Source organism: Variovorax saccharolyticus (assembly GCF_030316765.1).
GTDB classification, from domain to species: Bacteria; Pseudomonadota; Gammaproteobacteria; order Burkholderiales; family Burkholderiaceae_C; genus Variovorax; species Variovorax saccharolyticus.
In genome coordinates, this window is record NZ_JASZYT010000002.1 from 25,415 (window position 1) to 39,591 (window position 14,177).

At 68.4% G+C, this 14,177-nt stretch carries 16 protein-coding genes; 8 read left to right on the plus strand and 8 right to left on the minus strand.

Annotation, left to right across the window (positions count from 1 at the left end; genetic code table 11):
* The first annotated feature begins 29 nt into the window (after positions 1 to 29).
* A complete protein-coding gene (locus QTI45_RS06020) occupies positions 30 to 278 on the plus strand; it encodes a hypothetical protein (RefSeq protein WP_286373470.1) in 249 nt (82 codons plus the stop codon).
* 18 nt (positions 279 to 296) lie between these two features.
* On the opposite strand, the gene QTI45_RS06025 is transcribed toward QTI45_RS06020, so the two are convergent.
* A complete protein-coding gene (locus tag QTI45_RS06025) occupies positions 297 to 1,109 on the minus strand; it encodes a class I SAM-dependent methyltransferase (RefSeq protein ID WP_286373469.1) in 813 nt (270 codons plus the stop codon).
* A 188-nt stretch (positions 1,110 to 1,297) separates the two neighbouring features.
* Between QTI45_RS06025 and QTI45_RS06030 the strand changes: the two genes are divergently transcribed.
* The gene (locus QTI45_RS06030; protein WP_286373468.1) at positions 1,298 to 2,539 is read left to right on the plus strand and encodes an MFS transporter; all 1,242 of its coding nucleotides are present in this window, start codon (positions 1,298 to 1,300) and stop codon (positions 2,537 to 2,539) included.
* On the opposite strand, the gene QTI45_RS06035 is transcribed toward QTI45_RS06030, so the two are convergent.
* Complete coding sequence (locus tag QTI45_RS06035; RefSeq protein WP_286373467.1) at positions 2,536 to 2,934, minus strand: MAPEG family protein; 399 nt, start codon at positions 2,932 to 2,934, stop codon at positions 2,536 to 2,538. The genes QTI45_RS06030 and QTI45_RS06035 overlap by 4 nt on opposite strands.
* Before the next feature lie 89 nt (positions 2,935 to 3,023).
* On the opposite strand from QTI45_RS06035, the gene radA reads away from it, so the two are divergent.
* Positions 3,024 to 4,415, plus strand: a complete 1,392-nt coding sequence (gene radA, locus QTI45_RS06040; RefSeq protein ID WP_286373466.1) for a DNA repair protein RadA — start codon at positions 3,024 to 3,026, stop codon at positions 4,413 to 4,415.
* A 36-nt stretch (positions 4,416 to 4,451) separates the two neighbouring features.
* Here the strand turns inward: radA and QTI45_RS06045 are convergent, their stop codons facing one another.
* The 3 genes from QTI45_RS06045 to QTI45_RS06055 all read right to left on the minus strand — a co-directional run bounded on the left by QTI45_RS06045 (position 4,452) and on the right by QTI45_RS06055 (position 7,143).
* A complete protein-coding gene (locus tag QTI45_RS06045) occupies positions 4,452 to 5,357 on the minus strand; it encodes a LysR family transcriptional regulator (protein WP_286373465.1) in 906 nt (301 codons plus the stop codon).
* A 78-nt stretch (positions 5,358 to 5,435) separates the two neighbouring features.
* Positions 5,436 to 6,353 (minus strand): alpha/beta fold hydrolase, encoded by a 918-nt coding sequence (locus tag QTI45_RS06050; protein WP_444813210.1) that lies wholly within the window; start codon positions 6,351 to 6,353, stop codon positions 5,436 to 5,438.
* A gap of 25 nt (positions 6,354 to 6,378) precedes the next feature.
* The gene (locus QTI45_RS06055; protein ID WP_286373463.1) at positions 6,379 to 7,143 is read right to left on the minus strand and encodes an SDR family oxidoreductase; all 765 of its coding nucleotides are present in this window, start codon (positions 7,141 to 7,143) and stop codon (positions 6,379 to 6,381) included.
* A gap of 267 nt (positions 7,144 to 7,410) precedes the next feature.
* Here QTI45_RS06055 and QTI45_RS06060 point away from each other — a divergent pair, with 267 nt between their 5' ends.
* From QTI45_RS06060 to QTI45_RS06075, 4 genes are all read left to right on the plus strand, one after another.
* On the plus strand, positions 7,411 to 9,543 hold the full coding sequence (locus tag QTI45_RS06060; RefSeq protein WP_286373462.1) for a hypothetical protein: 2,133 nt from the start codon (positions 7,411 to 7,413) through the stop codon (positions 9,541 to 9,543).
* Positions 9,540 to 10,448, plus strand: a complete 909-nt coding sequence (locus tag QTI45_RS06065) for a hypothetical protein (protein ID WP_286653809.1) — start codon at positions 9,540 to 9,542, stop codon at positions 10,446 to 10,448. The genes QTI45_RS06060 and QTI45_RS06065 overlap by 4 nt, the downstream gene beginning before the upstream one ends.
* 14 nt (positions 10,449 to 10,462) lie before the next feature.
* Positions 10,463 to 11,110, plus strand: a complete 648-nt coding sequence (locus QTI45_RS06070; protein ID WP_286373460.1) for a hypothetical protein — start codon at positions 10,463 to 10,465, stop codon at positions 11,108 to 11,110.
* Positions 11,111 to 11,226: 116 nt separating this feature from the next.
* Complete coding sequence (locus tag QTI45_RS06075) at positions 11,227 to 12,126, plus strand: dienelactone hydrolase family protein (protein WP_286653810.1); 900 nt, start codon at positions 11,227 to 11,229, stop codon at positions 12,124 to 12,126.
* Here the strand turns inward: QTI45_RS06075 and QTI45_RS06080 are convergent, their stop codons facing one another.
* Genes QTI45_RS06080 through QTI45_RS06090 form a run of 3 tightly spaced genes read right to left on the minus strand, consistent with a single transcriptional unit; the run spans position 12,127 to position 13,322 of the window.
* Positions 12,127 to 12,690, minus strand: coding sequence for a GNAT family N-acetyltransferase (locus tag QTI45_RS06080; RefSeq protein ID WP_286373458.1), 564 nt, complete (start codon positions 12,688 to 12,690; stop codon positions 12,127 to 12,129).
* A gap of 12 nt (positions 12,691 to 12,702) precedes the next feature.
* Entirely contained in the window at positions 12,703 to 13,122 is a 420-nt protein-coding gene (locus QTI45_RS06085) for an SRPBCC family protein (RefSeq protein ID WP_286373457.1), read from the minus strand.
* The gene (locus QTI45_RS06090; RefSeq protein WP_286373456.1) at positions 13,119 to 13,322 is read right to left on the minus strand and encodes a hypothetical protein; all 204 of its coding nucleotides are present in this window, start codon (positions 13,320 to 13,322) and stop codon (positions 13,119 to 13,121) included. The genes QTI45_RS06085 and QTI45_RS06090 overlap by 4 nt, the downstream gene beginning before the upstream one ends.
* Positions 13,323 to 13,551: 229 nt before the next feature.
* On the opposite strand from QTI45_RS06090, the gene QTI45_RS06095 reads away from it, so the two are divergent.
* Positions 13,552 to 14,124 (plus strand): TetR/AcrR family transcriptional regulator, encoded by a 573-nt coding sequence (locus QTI45_RS06095; RefSeq protein ID WP_286373455.1) that lies wholly within the window; start codon positions 13,552 to 13,554, stop codon positions 14,122 to 14,124.
* Positions 14,125 to 14,177: the final 53 nt, after the last annotated feature.

The following is a 14,177-nucleotide window of genomic DNA, read 5'->3' on the forward strand; positions in this document are numbered from 1 at the left end:
GGCTTCACCCCTCAACCCTGAAAGATCCGATGAAGAAGATGCTGTTCGCACTCGCCGCCTCCCTCACCGTCCTGAGCGCGGGCGCCCAGATCGGAAAGGCCGCCTCGGAGGCCACCGACGCAGCCAAGCACAAGATCGACGAAAAGCGCGCGGACAGCGAGGCCCAGAAGAGCGGCCCGGTCGGCAAGGCGGTCAACAACGTCAAGTCGGGCTATCACAAGAACCGCTCGAAGTCCTCGGCCGACAAGGCCAAGCAATCCTTGAAGAACGCAGGCTGACCCGGCCTGCGACGCGGCTCAGGCCGGCGCCTTGCCCTTGACCGCCCAGGCGAGCGCCGCGTAGGAGCGCTCGCCGTCGGCCTCGCCGTCGAGGTAGGCCGACTCCACCGCTTCACGCAGCCGGGCGTGCTGGTCAGGCGCCAGCGTGGCGAGGTACTCCGCGGCAGGGCCCTCCTTGCCTTCGAAGGGCGCCCAGTAGTCGGCGAAGTTGGCGAACTCCATGCGGATGGCGAGCGAGGTCTCTTCCACGGCCTTGAAGCCGGCGTCGCGCCAGGCCTTGGCCAGTTCGCCGGGTCGGGTCATCGGCCGCGTGTAGTTGCGGGCGCGCCGCTCCCGCGCGGCAGGGTCGAGTGCGGCGGCGGTGTCGAAGAACAGGCGGTTGGAGACGAAGCCGCCGCGCGCATCCCAGACCGCCGCGCCCACCACGCTTCCGGGCTTCGCGACCCGGCGCATCTCGGCGATCGCCTTGCCCGCATCGGGCACGAAGTGCAGCAGCAGCAGCGAGAGCACGCGGTCGAAGCTGCGGTCCGCGAAGGGCAGTGCGCAGGCGTCGGCGACGTCGAAGACGATGCGCGGATCCTGGTTGTGGCGCCTGGCGTGTGCGATGTAGGGCTCGGCGAGATCCACCCCGCGCACCTCGCCGGCGCCGGTGCGGCGCGTCACCGCGAAGGCCAGATGGCCCGTGCCGCAGCCGACATCGAGCACGCGCTCGCCGTCCGCGGTGCCGGCGAAGTCCAGGAAGGGCAGCGCGAGCAGGCGGCTCCAGCGGCCCATCACCCGTTCGTAGCCGTCGCCGTCGGAGGCGACGAAGGTCGAGCTTGCGGTGGTCATCGGCAGTCCCCTTTCGCACGGGTGCGCGCATCGAAGGTCGGTGCGTGCCGCATGCTAGGGCGCGGCGGATGGCGCCGTCAACGTGCGTGTTCCCGCGCGCCGCCGTGCAGACTTCCGGCATCGGCGAGACAATGGCCGCGCCTTTGTCCGCCGGGCGGCCCGGGGCAACGAACCCGAAGCTCCTGCGCATGCCATCCCCGCCCGACGCCACGACCCCGTCCTCCTCGCCTTCCTTCACCCTGCGGCGCATCGCCGTGCCGGCCTTCGGACCCTCGCTGCTGTTCGGAATCGGCGAAGGCGCCATCCTGCCCATCGTGCCGCTCACGGCGCGCGACCTCGGCGCCTCCGTGCCGATCGCCGCGCTCATGGTGGCGCTGATCGGCATCGGCTCGCTGCTCAACAACATCCCGGCGTCCTTCATCACGATGCGCTGGGGCGAGCGCTGGGCGATGGTCGCGGCCGGCCTGTGGAGCGCGCTGGGCATGGGGCTTTGCGTGGGCACCTCGCACCTCGGCCTGTTCGCCGCCGGCTGCTTCATGGTGGGCATGTCGCAGGCGGTCTACAACCTGGCGCGCCAGAGCTACATGACCGAGGCGGTGCCGATCGAATACCGTGCACGGGCGCTGTCGACGCTCGGCGGCGTGATGCGCATCGGCATGTTCCTCGGGCCTTTTCTGGCGGCCGGCGCGGTGCATGCGTTCGGCCTGTCGGCGGCCTATGCGCTCGGAATCGTCGCGGTGGTGGGGGCGGCGGCGGTGGGTGCGCGCATCCCCGACCTGGAGGCGCCGCCGCTGCCGCCGGGGCAGGGCGCGCCGGCGCCGGCGACCATCCTCTCGACGCTGCGCGATCACCGCCATGTGTTCCTGACGCTGGGCGTCGGCGTGGTGCTGGTCAGCGCGGTGCGGGCGTCGCGCCAGGCCGTGATCCCGCTGTGGGCCGACCACCTCGCGCTGGCGCCTTCGGTGGCTTCCCTGATCTACGGGCTGGCCGGCGCGGTCGACATGCTGGTGTTCTATCCGGCCGGCAAGGTGATGGACCTGAAGGGCAGGGGCTGGGTCGCGGTGCCGTCGATGCTGATCATGGGGCTGGCGATGCTGCTGATGCCGCTGACCACCGGCACCGTCACGCTGCTGCTCGCGGCACTGGCCATCGGCTTCGGCAACGGCATCGGCTCGGGAATGATCATGACCATCGGCGCCGATCACGCACCGCGCCACGGCCGCGCGCACTTCCTCGGCGTGTGGCGGCTGATGTCCGACATCGGATCTTCCTGCGGCCCGGCGCTGCTGTCCTTCCTGGCGGCCAGCCTGACACTGGCCTGGGGCATCGCCGCGACCGGGCTGATCGCCTTCGCGGCGGCGGGCACGCTGGCGCACTGGATTCCGCGCCACGGCGATCGCGGCGGGCGACGCCGCGAGCCCGAGGGCTAGCGCAGGATGCCCGAGACCATCATCCCCAGCCCCACGATGCTGACCACCCAGATCGCCGTGCGCAGGTAGGCGATGCCGGCGACGTACACCGGGATGTAGATCACCCGCGCCCAGAAGAAGATCAGCGCGCCGGTGGCGATCCCCGGGCTGGTGGCGCCTGCGGCATGCGCCACCAGCGCGATCGCGGCGAACAGCACGAAGTTCTCGAGCGTGTTGCGGGCGGTGCGCTCGGCGCGTCCCGCGAGCGGCGAGGCCTCGGGCAGGTTGTCGCGGTTGCCAAGCGCGATCAGGGTGCCCGACGGCGTCCATCCCTTGACCCGGATGAGGCTTGCGAGGAGCAGGGTGAGCCAGGTCAGGATGGCCATGTAGATCACGAGCGTCTGGGTGCTGGTCATGGGGGGCTCCTGTTGAGTCCAGAGACTTTGCGCCGCGATCGGATGCGTCTCGCCGGGGTTTGTACCTACCGCCTCCTACACTCGACGCCATGGCCAAGGAAAAAACACTTTTCGTCTGCAGCGAATGCGGCGGCACCAGCCCCAAGTGGCTCGGCAAATGCCCGAGCTGCGGCGCCTGGAACACATTGATCGAACAGGTCGGCCCGGCCCCGGGCGCGCCGGCCAACAACCGCTTCGGCACCCAGTTCAGCTCGCTGGCCGGCTCGGCCGAACTCGCGACCCTGTCCGAGATCGAAGCCACCGACATCGCCCGCACGCCCACCGGCATCGATGAACTCGACCGCGTGCTGGGCGGCGGCATCGTCGATGGCGGCGTGACCCTGATCGGCGGCGACCCGGGCATCGGCAAGTCGACCCTGCTGCTGCAGGCGGTCGACGCGCTGCAGCACGCCGGGCGCAATGCGCTCTACGTCACGGGCGAGGAGAGCGGCGCGCAGGTGGCGCTGCGCTCGCGCCGGCTCGGCCTCGACCATTCGCAGGTGCAGGTGCTGGCCGAGATCCAGCTGGAGAAGATCATCGCCACGCTGGACGCGCACCGCCCGGCGATCGCGGTGATCGACTCGATCCAGACCGTCTACTCCGACCAGCTGACTTCGGCCCCGGGTTCGGTGGCGCAGGTGCGCGAGTGCGCCGCGCACCTCACGCGCTTCGCCAAGGCCAGCGGCACCGCCATCGTGCTGGTCGGCCACGTCACCAAGGAGGGCGCGCTGGCCGGCCCGCGCGTGCTGGAGCACATGGTCGACACCGTGCTGTACTTCGAGGGCGACACGCATTCGAGCTTCCGCCTGGTGCGCGCCATCAAGAACCGCTTCGGCGCGGTCAACGAGATCGGCGTCTTCGCGATGACCGAGCGCGGCCTGAAGGGCGTGGCCAACCCGAGCGCGATCTTCCTGAGCCAGCACGCCGAGCCGGTGCCCGGCAGCGTGGTGCTGGTCACGCTCGAAGGCACGCGGCCGATGCTGGTCGAGATCCAGGCGCTGGTCGACGACGGCGGGCCCAGCCCGCGGCGCCTGTCGGTGGGCCTGGACCGCGACCGGCTGGCGATGCTGCTGGCGGTGCTGCACCGGCATGCGGGCGTGGCCTGCATGGACCAGGACGTGTTCGTCAACGCGGTGGGCGGGGTGCGCATCAGCGAGCCGGCGGCCGACCTGGCCGTGATGCTCGCGATCACCTCCAGCCTGCGCGGCAAGCCGCTGCCCAAGGGCTTCATCGCCTTCGGCGAAGTGGGCCTCGCGGGCGAGGTGCGGCCGGCGCCGCGCGGCCAGGAGCGGCTGCGCGAGGCGGCCAAGCTGGGCTTCAGCGTGGCCGTGGTGCCCAAGGCCAACGCGCCGCGCAAGGGCACGAAGGAGATCGAGGGCCTGACGATCCACGCGGTGGAGCGGATCGAGGAGGCGCTGGATATCGTGCGGCAGATGCAGTAGGCGGCACACGAGGCAGGCGCCCCATGCCGCGCCTCGTCAGCCCGGCGAATCCCAGTACGGCGGGTCGCCGAACGCGGCCTTGAGCGCATCGGCCATCGCCCGCAGCTTGGCCGAAGGCGAGCGGCCTTCGGGATGCGCCACATACAAAAACTCTTCTTCCGAAGGCAGGCCGATGTCGATGGCCGTGAGCCTGCCGGCCCGCAGTGACTCCCCGACGATGAAGGTGGGCAGCAGCGCGATGCCCAGGCCCGCCTCGCAGGCGTCGCGCATCATGTCGCCGTTGTTCACGCGCAGGGCGCGCGTGGCGCGCACGGACAGCAGTTCGCCGTCGCGCCGGAACTGCCAGTCGGCCACGCCGCGGTTCGTGTAGTAGATGCCTCGGTGGCGCTGCAGGTCCTCGGGGCTCGTGGGCCGGCCAAGCCGCTCCAGGTAGTCCGGCGAAGCGACCAGCGCGCGGCGGCTGCGGGCCAGGGTCCAGGCCACCAGGCGCGAATCGACCAGCGGCCCGTGGCGGACCACGCCGTCGTAGCCGTCCGATGCGGCGTCGACGCGCCGGTCGTCGAGTTCGAGCGTCAGCTCGATGCCCGGATGGGCGGCGATGAAGGGGTACAGCGCCGGCCCCATGTGCATGCGGCCGAAGGTGACGGGCGCGGAGATCCGCAGCGGCCCGACCAGCGTGCCGCGCCGCTGCGCGAGCTCGGCGGCGGCCTCCTCGATGTCCCGCATGATGGCCGAGGCCCGCGCCAGGAAGGTGGCGCCGTCCTCGGTGAGAGTGAGCTTGCGCGTCGAGCGGTGCAGCAGCCGGACGCCGAGTTCCTTCTCAAGGTCGGCGAGGCGCTCGCTCACGACCGACTTGGAGAAGTTCAGTCGCCGCGATGCTTCGCTGATGGAGCCCGACTCCGCCACCGCCACGAAAGTGGCCATGCCATCCAGCTTCACCATGCCCAGGGTCCTTGTTGTCACGCACGGCAAGCACTTTAGTCTTTCCTGCCTGCGGGGCGCCAAGGAGCGCATGGGAAATCAGTGGGCCAGGAAGGCCTGCACCGCGCTGACGGTCTTGTCGGGCGCTTCTTCCATCAGCCAGTGGCCCGAGCCGGGCACGACCAGCTCGGTCACGTTGGTGGCGGCGTTGCGCATCACCACCGCCTCCATGGCGCCGAACGATTTCTCGCCGCCGATGGCGAGCACCGGCATGGTGAGCTTGGTCTTTCCGGACTCGGCGTTGTCCTTGGCGTCCTGGCGGATCGCGAGGAACTGCGCAAAGGCGGACTGCATCGCGCCGGGCCGCGCATAGAGCTTGGCGTAGTGCGCGCGCGTGCCTTCGTCGATCTTGCGCGGGTCGGCCGCGAAGTCGTTCCAGAAGCGGTCGAGGTAGATGCGCTCGCGCCCCTTCACCAGTCGCAGCATGTCGGCGCCGCCCAGGTCGAAGTGCCACAGCGCCGGCCAGCGCACGACCTCGTCCCACGGCGCGATGCCGGGCACGGGCGCATCCATCACGATCAGGCGCGTGGTCTTGTCCGGGTAGCGCGCGGCGTAGGCGTAGGCCACCATCGTGCCGATGTCGTGGCCCACCACGTCCGCCTTGTCGATGCCCAGCTTGTCGAGCACCGCCCGCATGTCGGCCGCCTGCGTGCGCTTGTCGTAGCCGCCCGCCGGCTTCGACGACAGGCCCATGCCGCGCAGGTCGGGCACCACCACCGTGCGGTCGCGCGCCAGGGCCGCGGCCAGCGGCGACCACATGTCGCCGGTGTCGCCGAAGCCGTGCAGCAGCAGCACGGCAGGCCCGGTGCCGCCCACGCGCACGTGCAGCCGGGCGCCTTCGGCGGCGTCGATGGTCTGGGTGCGGAAGCCGGCCGGATAGGGCTTGACCTGCGCGTGCGCCGGCGCCAGCAGGACGGCGGACAGGGTGAGCGCGAGAGCGCCCAGGAGCTTGGACAGTTTCATGAGCGGCTTTCTTTCTGGATCAGGTGCGGGTGATGGAGACGCCGCCATCGACCAGCGATGCGGTGCCGGTGACGAAGGACGAATCGTCCGAGGCAAGGTAGAGCACGGAGCGGGCCAGCTCCTCCGGCCGTCCGACGCGCTTGAGCGCATGCAGGTTGGTGATGAAGGTCTGCGACTCCTTGGTGTCGTTCTTGGTGCGGTACATGTCGGTGTCGACCGCGCCCGGCAGGATCGCATTGACACGCACGCCCTGCGGACCGTACTCGGCGGCCAGCGCCTGGGTCAGCCCGATCAGGCCCGACTTGCTGGCCGCATAGGCGGCCACGCCCGGAAAGGCGAAGGTGTGGCCGACGAAGGTCGAGGTGAAGATGACCGAGCCGCCGCCGTTCTCGAGCATCTGCGCGACCTGGTGCTTGGCGCCCAGGAAGGCGCCGGTCAGGTTGATCGCCAGGGTGTCGGTCCAGCCGGCTTCGCTGACGCCCGTGCTGGGGCCGCCTTCGCCCAGGGTGCCGGCGTTGTTGAAGGCGACGTCGAGGCGCCCGTAGGTCGAGACGGCCAGCGCGACGAGGGCCCGCGCATAGTCTTCCGAGCGCACGTCGCCGGCCAGCGCGACCGCCTCGCCGCCCGCGGCGCGGATATCAGCGACCAGCGCGTCGAGCTCGGCCGCCCGGCGCGCACCGACCACCAGCCGGGCGCCTTCCGCCGCGAAGAGCTTGGCCGTCGCATGGCCGATGCCGGCGCTGGCGCCGGTGATGAGGGCGACTTTTCCTTCGAGACGGTTCATGGTGGATCCTTTGATTGCGGGTTGGACGTTCTGAAGCAGGAAGTGTGGAGCTGGCGGATCGTTTGCGGTAGCCGTCGGATCGCGATGCTGGCTTTCGGGAAAGCCGAACGATAAAACAAAAATACGTCATCGTTGACATATTGTTACAGGCGCTCTAGAGTCGCCCGGCCGTATCCATTTGTATTCATTTGGGGGCATCCATGGCCCTCGGCTCCCTCAAGGAAGAGCCCGGCCACTGGCAACAACAATGACAAGTACCGAGGGCCGATGAATACTCGTTTCGCAAGAAGAGCTGGTGTTTCCCTGTTTTGTTCGGGCGTGCTGATCCTGGCCTCATGTGGCGGCGGCGGAGGAGGCAGCGGAGGCGGTGGCGTTGGATTGCCGATCGCCGCCTCGCCCCCGGTCTCGGCGGCCCCGGTCTCGGCCCCCGCATCCGGCGCCGCCACGCCCACGACGGATGTGAAAGTCGTGGACGGCGCGATCCGCAACGCGCTGGTCTTCCTCGACAAGAACAACAACGGCCGTCACGACGAGGGCGAGCCGAGCGCGCGAAGCGATGCTTCCGGCCAGGCGAAGCTCGACATCCCGCCCGAAGGCGCCGGCAAGGCGCCGATCGTCGCGCTGGTGGGAACCGATTCGATCGATGCGGACACCGGCCCGGTGCCGGTGGCCTTCAGTCTCAGCGCGCCTGCCGATCGCAGCGGTGTCGTGAGCCCGCTCACCACGCTCGTGCACCGCATCGTGCTCGACAGCGGCGTGTCCGCCGACAACGCCGAGGCGGGTGCGCGCAGCCAGATCGGGCTGGGCAGTTCGCTGTTCGGCGATTTCACCGTGGACAGCAGCAGCGCCGGGCGCGCGGCGGCCGTGACGGCGCGCTTGCTGGTGCTGGTCATGCAGCAGCAGGCGGGGCAGTTGGCTGCCCTCCAGGGCCGCGCGGATCTGAGCGGCGCGACGATCACTGCTGGCGACATCACGACGGCCATTCATCGCAGCTTGCTGGACGCGATGGCTTCCGTCGGCGCCGCCGCACGGAGCACCGCGGTTCAATCGGCCTGTGCTGGCGGGCCGGGCACGCCCGACTGCGAAGCCGCGCTGCGGGCGCAGAGTTCGCAGATCGTCGCAGCCAGCGGCCTGACGGCCGAATCGGCGCCGACGCTGATCGGGGCCGGGCGCACGCCCGATGCGGCAGCACAGGCTCCTGCGCCGTCCGCGTCGCTGTCATTCATGGGGTTCGGGTATGAGGGACTCTGGTATTACGGCGGTTTCATCGCGACCGCCCAGGAAAACACGCCCGACGCTGCAGGCCTGATTCGCTACCGAGGTTTGCAGCGCAGCAAAGTGGTGGACACCCTTTTCGAAATGGGGCCCTACGGCGACACGCACTCCATCGCCACCGCGCCACAACTTCTGCACTGGAACGGTAGTGCATGGGTGCAGTGCACGGCTTCGACCCAGAGCGTGGAGTCCCAACGGGACGCCAATGGACGAGCGGCCTACAGCAACTACTGCGATGGTTTGATGTCGGGCAGCTCGCAGCGCTCGGTGCTGGACGTCAGCGGCAGGAAGATGTCCGAAGTCGTCGCATCGATCTCCACGCGAATGCCAAGCTCTCCGATGTGGGGTGGCAACCAGTTTGGCATTTTCGCCGGCATGGCCGGGCCCAACTACGGCACCGCCGTGATGCCGGCGGGCTCCAAGCTCCAAGTGCAGACCAACGTGATGAGCGCCACGGCACCGGCGGTCTACAGCACCATCGGGATGGTCGGCCGCTACTCGGCGGCGATTGCGGCCGGCGGCGATACGCGCGACGGCAGCTCCCCGGCGTGTGCAAGCGATGAAGCGAAATCCACTCCAACGATCGTCGTCTCGACGCTGGAAGAGTTGCTCACCTATTTCCGCGGAACGCCGTGCATCTACAGCCAGGACTCGGTCGTCTCCCCCGGCGGCGTCACCTTGTACGGCCCGAGCGTTGAAGAGCGCTGGTTGAACAGCACCTGGATCATCGCCATTGAGGGCAACGAAGGAACTGCGTCGGGCAATGAAACCAGCTACTACAACAACAATATCCTGTTCACGGCGAGCTTCCCGGCCGGAGGAGGAAATGCCGTCACCTACTACCGTTGCCGGCAGCGCCAGGGGGCCTTCTCGATCAACAACTGCACGCCCATCGGCAGCGGCACCTATGTGATCGAGACGCTGGGCGACGCCCGCCTGTTGCGACTGAAGAACCTCCCGCCGCAGACTGCCGGGTTCAATTCGGAACGCGTCTATGTGGAGCGCGGCGGCGTGGTGCACTCCGGCTTCAAGTACAAGCCTTTCGTCTCGCGCGAGACCCAGTTGAACCTGACTGCAGCCAATGCGGTGTTCAGCCAGATCGGCATCCCGGCCATCGTCCCATGAACATCAGCAAAACAGGAAGAAAGATGTCGCTCTTGCGAAGTACCGTGCTCGTGTTGCTCACCCTGGTCATTGGCGGGTGCGCCATGCCGATGCGAGTCAGCCTGACCCCCGAGCAGCGCGCAAAGATCACGGAGCTCAAGGCCCGCGTCGTCGTCGTCCAGGACGAGGTCATCGTCGCGGTGCAGCCTTCCAATGTCGGCGCGGCAACCGGTGGCGGACTGATCGGCGCCATGATCGACAGCTCCATCACCAACTCGCGCGTGAAGGCGTCCCAGGAAGTCATGGGGCCGTTCTACGCCCGGATCGAGGACGTCGACTACCGCAAGGAATTCAACGAAGCGATCCGTCGGGAACTCGCCAACTACCCCATCAAGGTCGCGCAGTTCACCACCACGCCCCGTGCGCTGAGCCAGGACTCGCTGGCCCAGCTGCGCGGCGAACTCCTGCCGGGCCAGGCGCTGCTGGTGATCTATCCGCGCTACTACCTGACGATGGACTTCCGCAATCTGGATGTCGAGGCGACCGTGAGCATGTGGACCAAGGACGGTCCGGCCAACGTGCCGGTCCAGCGGGGCATCCTGTACTACCAGTCGCAACCGGTCGGAGCGGGCGGCAAGGAATCGATCGCGCTCTGGGGTGACCAGGGGGCAGCCGCGTTCCGTGGCGCGATCAAGGACTCCATCGTCGAGACGATCAATCTCGTCTTGATGGACATGGACCTCAAGGCACCGGGCGACAACGCGGCGCCGTCGCAGTCCTACGCGTTCAACGCCGGGGCGCAGCAAGCACAGATCAAGGGCCGGCTCGTCAAGGAGACCGCCACCCGGAAGACGGTGCTGGGAGACGACAAGAAGCTCTACTCCCTGCCTGTGATCGCCGGGACCGTTGCAAGCGCCGGGCAATGAAGGGGATGCACACCATGATGAATCTCAGTGCCTTGCCGTCGCTGCTTGCCGGCGCCCTGATCGCGACCTGTTCGGTGCAGGCCTTCGCCGCGCCCGATGCCGGTTCGACCCCGCCGCTGGAGCTCGCCTATGAGCGAAATTCGCGCGAGACGCCGGCCGTGGAGCTTCGCGGCACCTGCCCGGTTCATGTCGCCTTGCCAGTGGACGAGCGCCAGAACAAGGAAACGATCGGCGCCGGCTTCCGCGGAGCGCTGCTCACGGGAGAGGCTGGGCGCTGGGTGTCGGACGGTCTGCTCCAATTGAAGGACTTCGGCTTCGCCGTCGACCAGGTCAATGAGGGCGCTGCGCCCCAGGATGGGTTGACGGTCAAGACGTCGCTGACGCGCGCCTACACCTGGCCGATCGGGATCAAGCTGTTCAGCATGGTTGCCCTGAAGGCTCAGTTCGTCGACAAGAGCGGGGTTGTGGTCCAAGAGAAGTACTACCGCGCCCATGGCGACAAGACCAACATGTGGGGCGCCGACTCGGAGTTCGTCACCACCCTGAACTACGGGCTCAACAATCTGTTGCCGGTCATGGCACAGGATCTCGTGTCCCTGTGCAAGGGAGCGAAGGTGGAGCCTTACTCCTATGCAGGCCCATCGTCGGTGGCGAGCAAGTAAAGGCAATCGGGGCCGTCCTGCGCGGCCCGCAATCCCGCAGCCCCGGGGCCTGTCATTGCTCCCCGCGTGCTACGGCGGCTATGCTGCAGCACTTCATTTCATGGAAGGTCCCATTCATGCCGCCTCGCCTCACCGCCCAGGATTTCGACCAGGAGCTGCTCATCCTCTTCGACGCCTATGTCCATGGCGATCTCGATCGGCGCGCCTTCCTGAGCCAGGCCCAGAAGTTCGCCAAGGCCGGCGTCGCGGCGACCGGCTTGCTGGCGGCGCTGAGCCCCAACTTCGCGGCCGGGCAGCAAGTGACTCCCAGCGATCCGCGGCTCAAGGTCGAGCGGGTGAGCTACCCATCGCCTTCCGGCAGCGGCACGGTCAACGGCTACCTGGCGCGACCGGCGGATGCCGGTGCCAGGCGCCTGCCCGCGGTGCTCGTCATCCATGAGAACCGGGGCCTCAATCCGCACATCGAGGACATCGCGCGACGGCTGGCGCTCGACGGCTTCATGGCCTTCGCGCCGGACGCGTTGACGCCCCTGGGCGGCTACCCCGGCGACGAGGACAAGGCTCGCGCAGCCTTCGCCAAGCTCGACCAGGCGCATGCGCTCAATGACTTCATCGCCGCCGCGACCTGGCTCCGGGCGCGGCCCGATTCCAACGGCAAGCTCGGCGCCGTCGGCTTCTGCTACGGCGGCGGCATCGTCCACCAGCTCGCGATCAGGCTGCCCGACCTGAATGCCGGCGTGCCCTTCTACGGCAACACGCCCGCGCCCTCGGAAGCGGCCAAGGTCAAGGCGCCGCTGCTCGTCCAGCGCGCCGAGGTCGACGAGCGGATCAATGCGGCATGGCCCGCCTACGAAACCGCCCTGCGCGAGGCCGGCGTGAAGTTCACCGCCTACCAGTACGCCGGCACGCAGCACGGCTTCAACAACGACACCACGCCGCGCTACGACGCGGCCGCCGCCCAGCTCGCCTGGTCGCGCACGGTGGCCTTCCTGAAGACGCAACTGGCCGGCGACTAGCTAGTAGCCCAGCCAGCGTTCGCGGCTGAGCCGGTACAGGCACATCCGCTTCAGCTCGCTGCCGTCCGGCAAGGCCGGATTGGGGTGATCGAAATCTTCATTGGCGTTGACCATGCCGACGCGTTCCATCACCGCGCGCGAAGGCAGGTTGACGAGCGGCGTGAACGACACGATCTCTTCGAGGCCCACGTGCTCGAAGCCCACGCGCAGCGCCGCCCTGGCTCCCTCGGTGGCGTAGCCCTTGCCCCAATGCGCCCGGGCCAGGCGATAGCCGAGTTCGACGCAGGGCGTGAACGGAAGGACCCGGCGCGGGATCGACAGGCCGACGTAGCCGATGAAGCTTGCGGTCTCGCGCGTCTCGACGACCCAGTTGCCCCATCCCCGGGCGTCGAAGCCGGACTGCCACCCGTCCAGCTCGCGATCGCTGGCCTCGCGCGTCATGAGGCCGGCGAAGAAGCGCATGACCATCGGGTCGGCGTTCATGTCGGCGTACGGCTCGCGATCGGATTCCCACCATTCACGAAGCTGCAGCCGCTGGGTGGTGATCCGGATCGGCGTGATCATGGTCGCGGGCGCTCACGCGCGTGGGTGGTGCTGCCGCTCGACCAACTGCTTCAACGCCGCCAGGTCCCGGCGCACATGGGCGACGTCCGCCTCGAAGCTCTGCGCGCTGGCGTCCGGCGGCCGGAGCACCACGAAGCTCAGCAGGCTGCCTTTGCCGCAGGGCGTGACCCGGAACGCGTTGTGAACGCTGACGCCGTTCGGCAGCGTGACGTCGTGGTCGAGCACGCCGAAGGCGTTGACGGGCGCCATCGTCACCTTGACCTCGCCCATCGGCGAGTCGGCAAACCATTCGCCGCCGCGCTGCGTGATGCCCTTGGCCAGGCCGGACGCCCAGAGCGGCAGCTTGTCCATCTGGCGGGCGAAGGCGTAGACGATGTCGGCCGGCGCATTGACGGCCTGGCTGACGACCACCGCTTCCTGCACGGTCGTCATGCCTCTTCAGGCTTGGTCGGCGCTTGCTTCGATGCGGCGCGCCGCCGCGCCAGGCCGATGCCCACGGCGACCAGCAGGCCGGCAGCGGCTACCGCGGACCCGAGCGGGTGCTCCCTGGCGAAGCCGTATCCCCACCAGAGCGGAATCGCCACGAGCAAGAGCAGCAAGGGCAGCATGAACAGCCAGTCGAGGATCTCCATGAGCCCTGCCGCCAGGGCCCGAGCCTCTTGCCGAAATTGCGACTTTCCGGTTGTCATGCATGACCCTCCGGCGGTCCGATGGCCGCCGCCACGCGAAGCATCATGCCCGATAGGGGCGGGGGCGCCAATGCCGGGGGAGCGACCGGACAGCCGGGGCGCGCCGTCGGTTCGCGGCGGTATTGAGCGAATAATTGTTCACCAAACCCCCATAAAGCACTAAGATCGCGCCGTGAAACCCAAGGACGAAGAAAAGCTCCGCGCCATCGCCGAGGCCACCTTCACGCTGGTCGAGCAGACCGGCCTGAGCGGCCTCACCATGGCGGCCATCGCGCGCGAGGCGGGTCTGGCCACGGGCACGCTCTACGTCTACTTCAAGTCGAAGGAAGAGCTGATGGTCGCGCTCTACGAGCAGGCCAAGACCTCGACCACCGCCAGTCTCATGCACGGCGACGACCCCAGGGCGCCGTTCCGCAGCCGCTTCCAGCACATGTGGATGAACTGGCTCGAGCACCGCCTCACGCACTATGCGCAGGTCGTGTTCCTCGAGCAGTACTACAACTCGCCCTGGTTCAGCGAAGAGAGCCGCAACCTCTCGGCCCGGCTGATCAAGGGCTGGATCGACCTGATCGAGAGCGCCAAGGCGCAGCAGATACTGAAAGACGTGCCCACCGTGCTGCTCATCAACAGCTTCGGCGGCTCGGTGCGCGAGACCGCCAACGCGCTGCGCTCCGGTGCGCTCGAGCGCACCGACGCCAACCTGGCGATGGCCTTCGGCCTCTGCTGGGACGGCATCAAAGCCTGAAACCCCTTGACCTCCCCAAGCCACAGGCCTATTGTTTAGCCGAATTTTTGTTC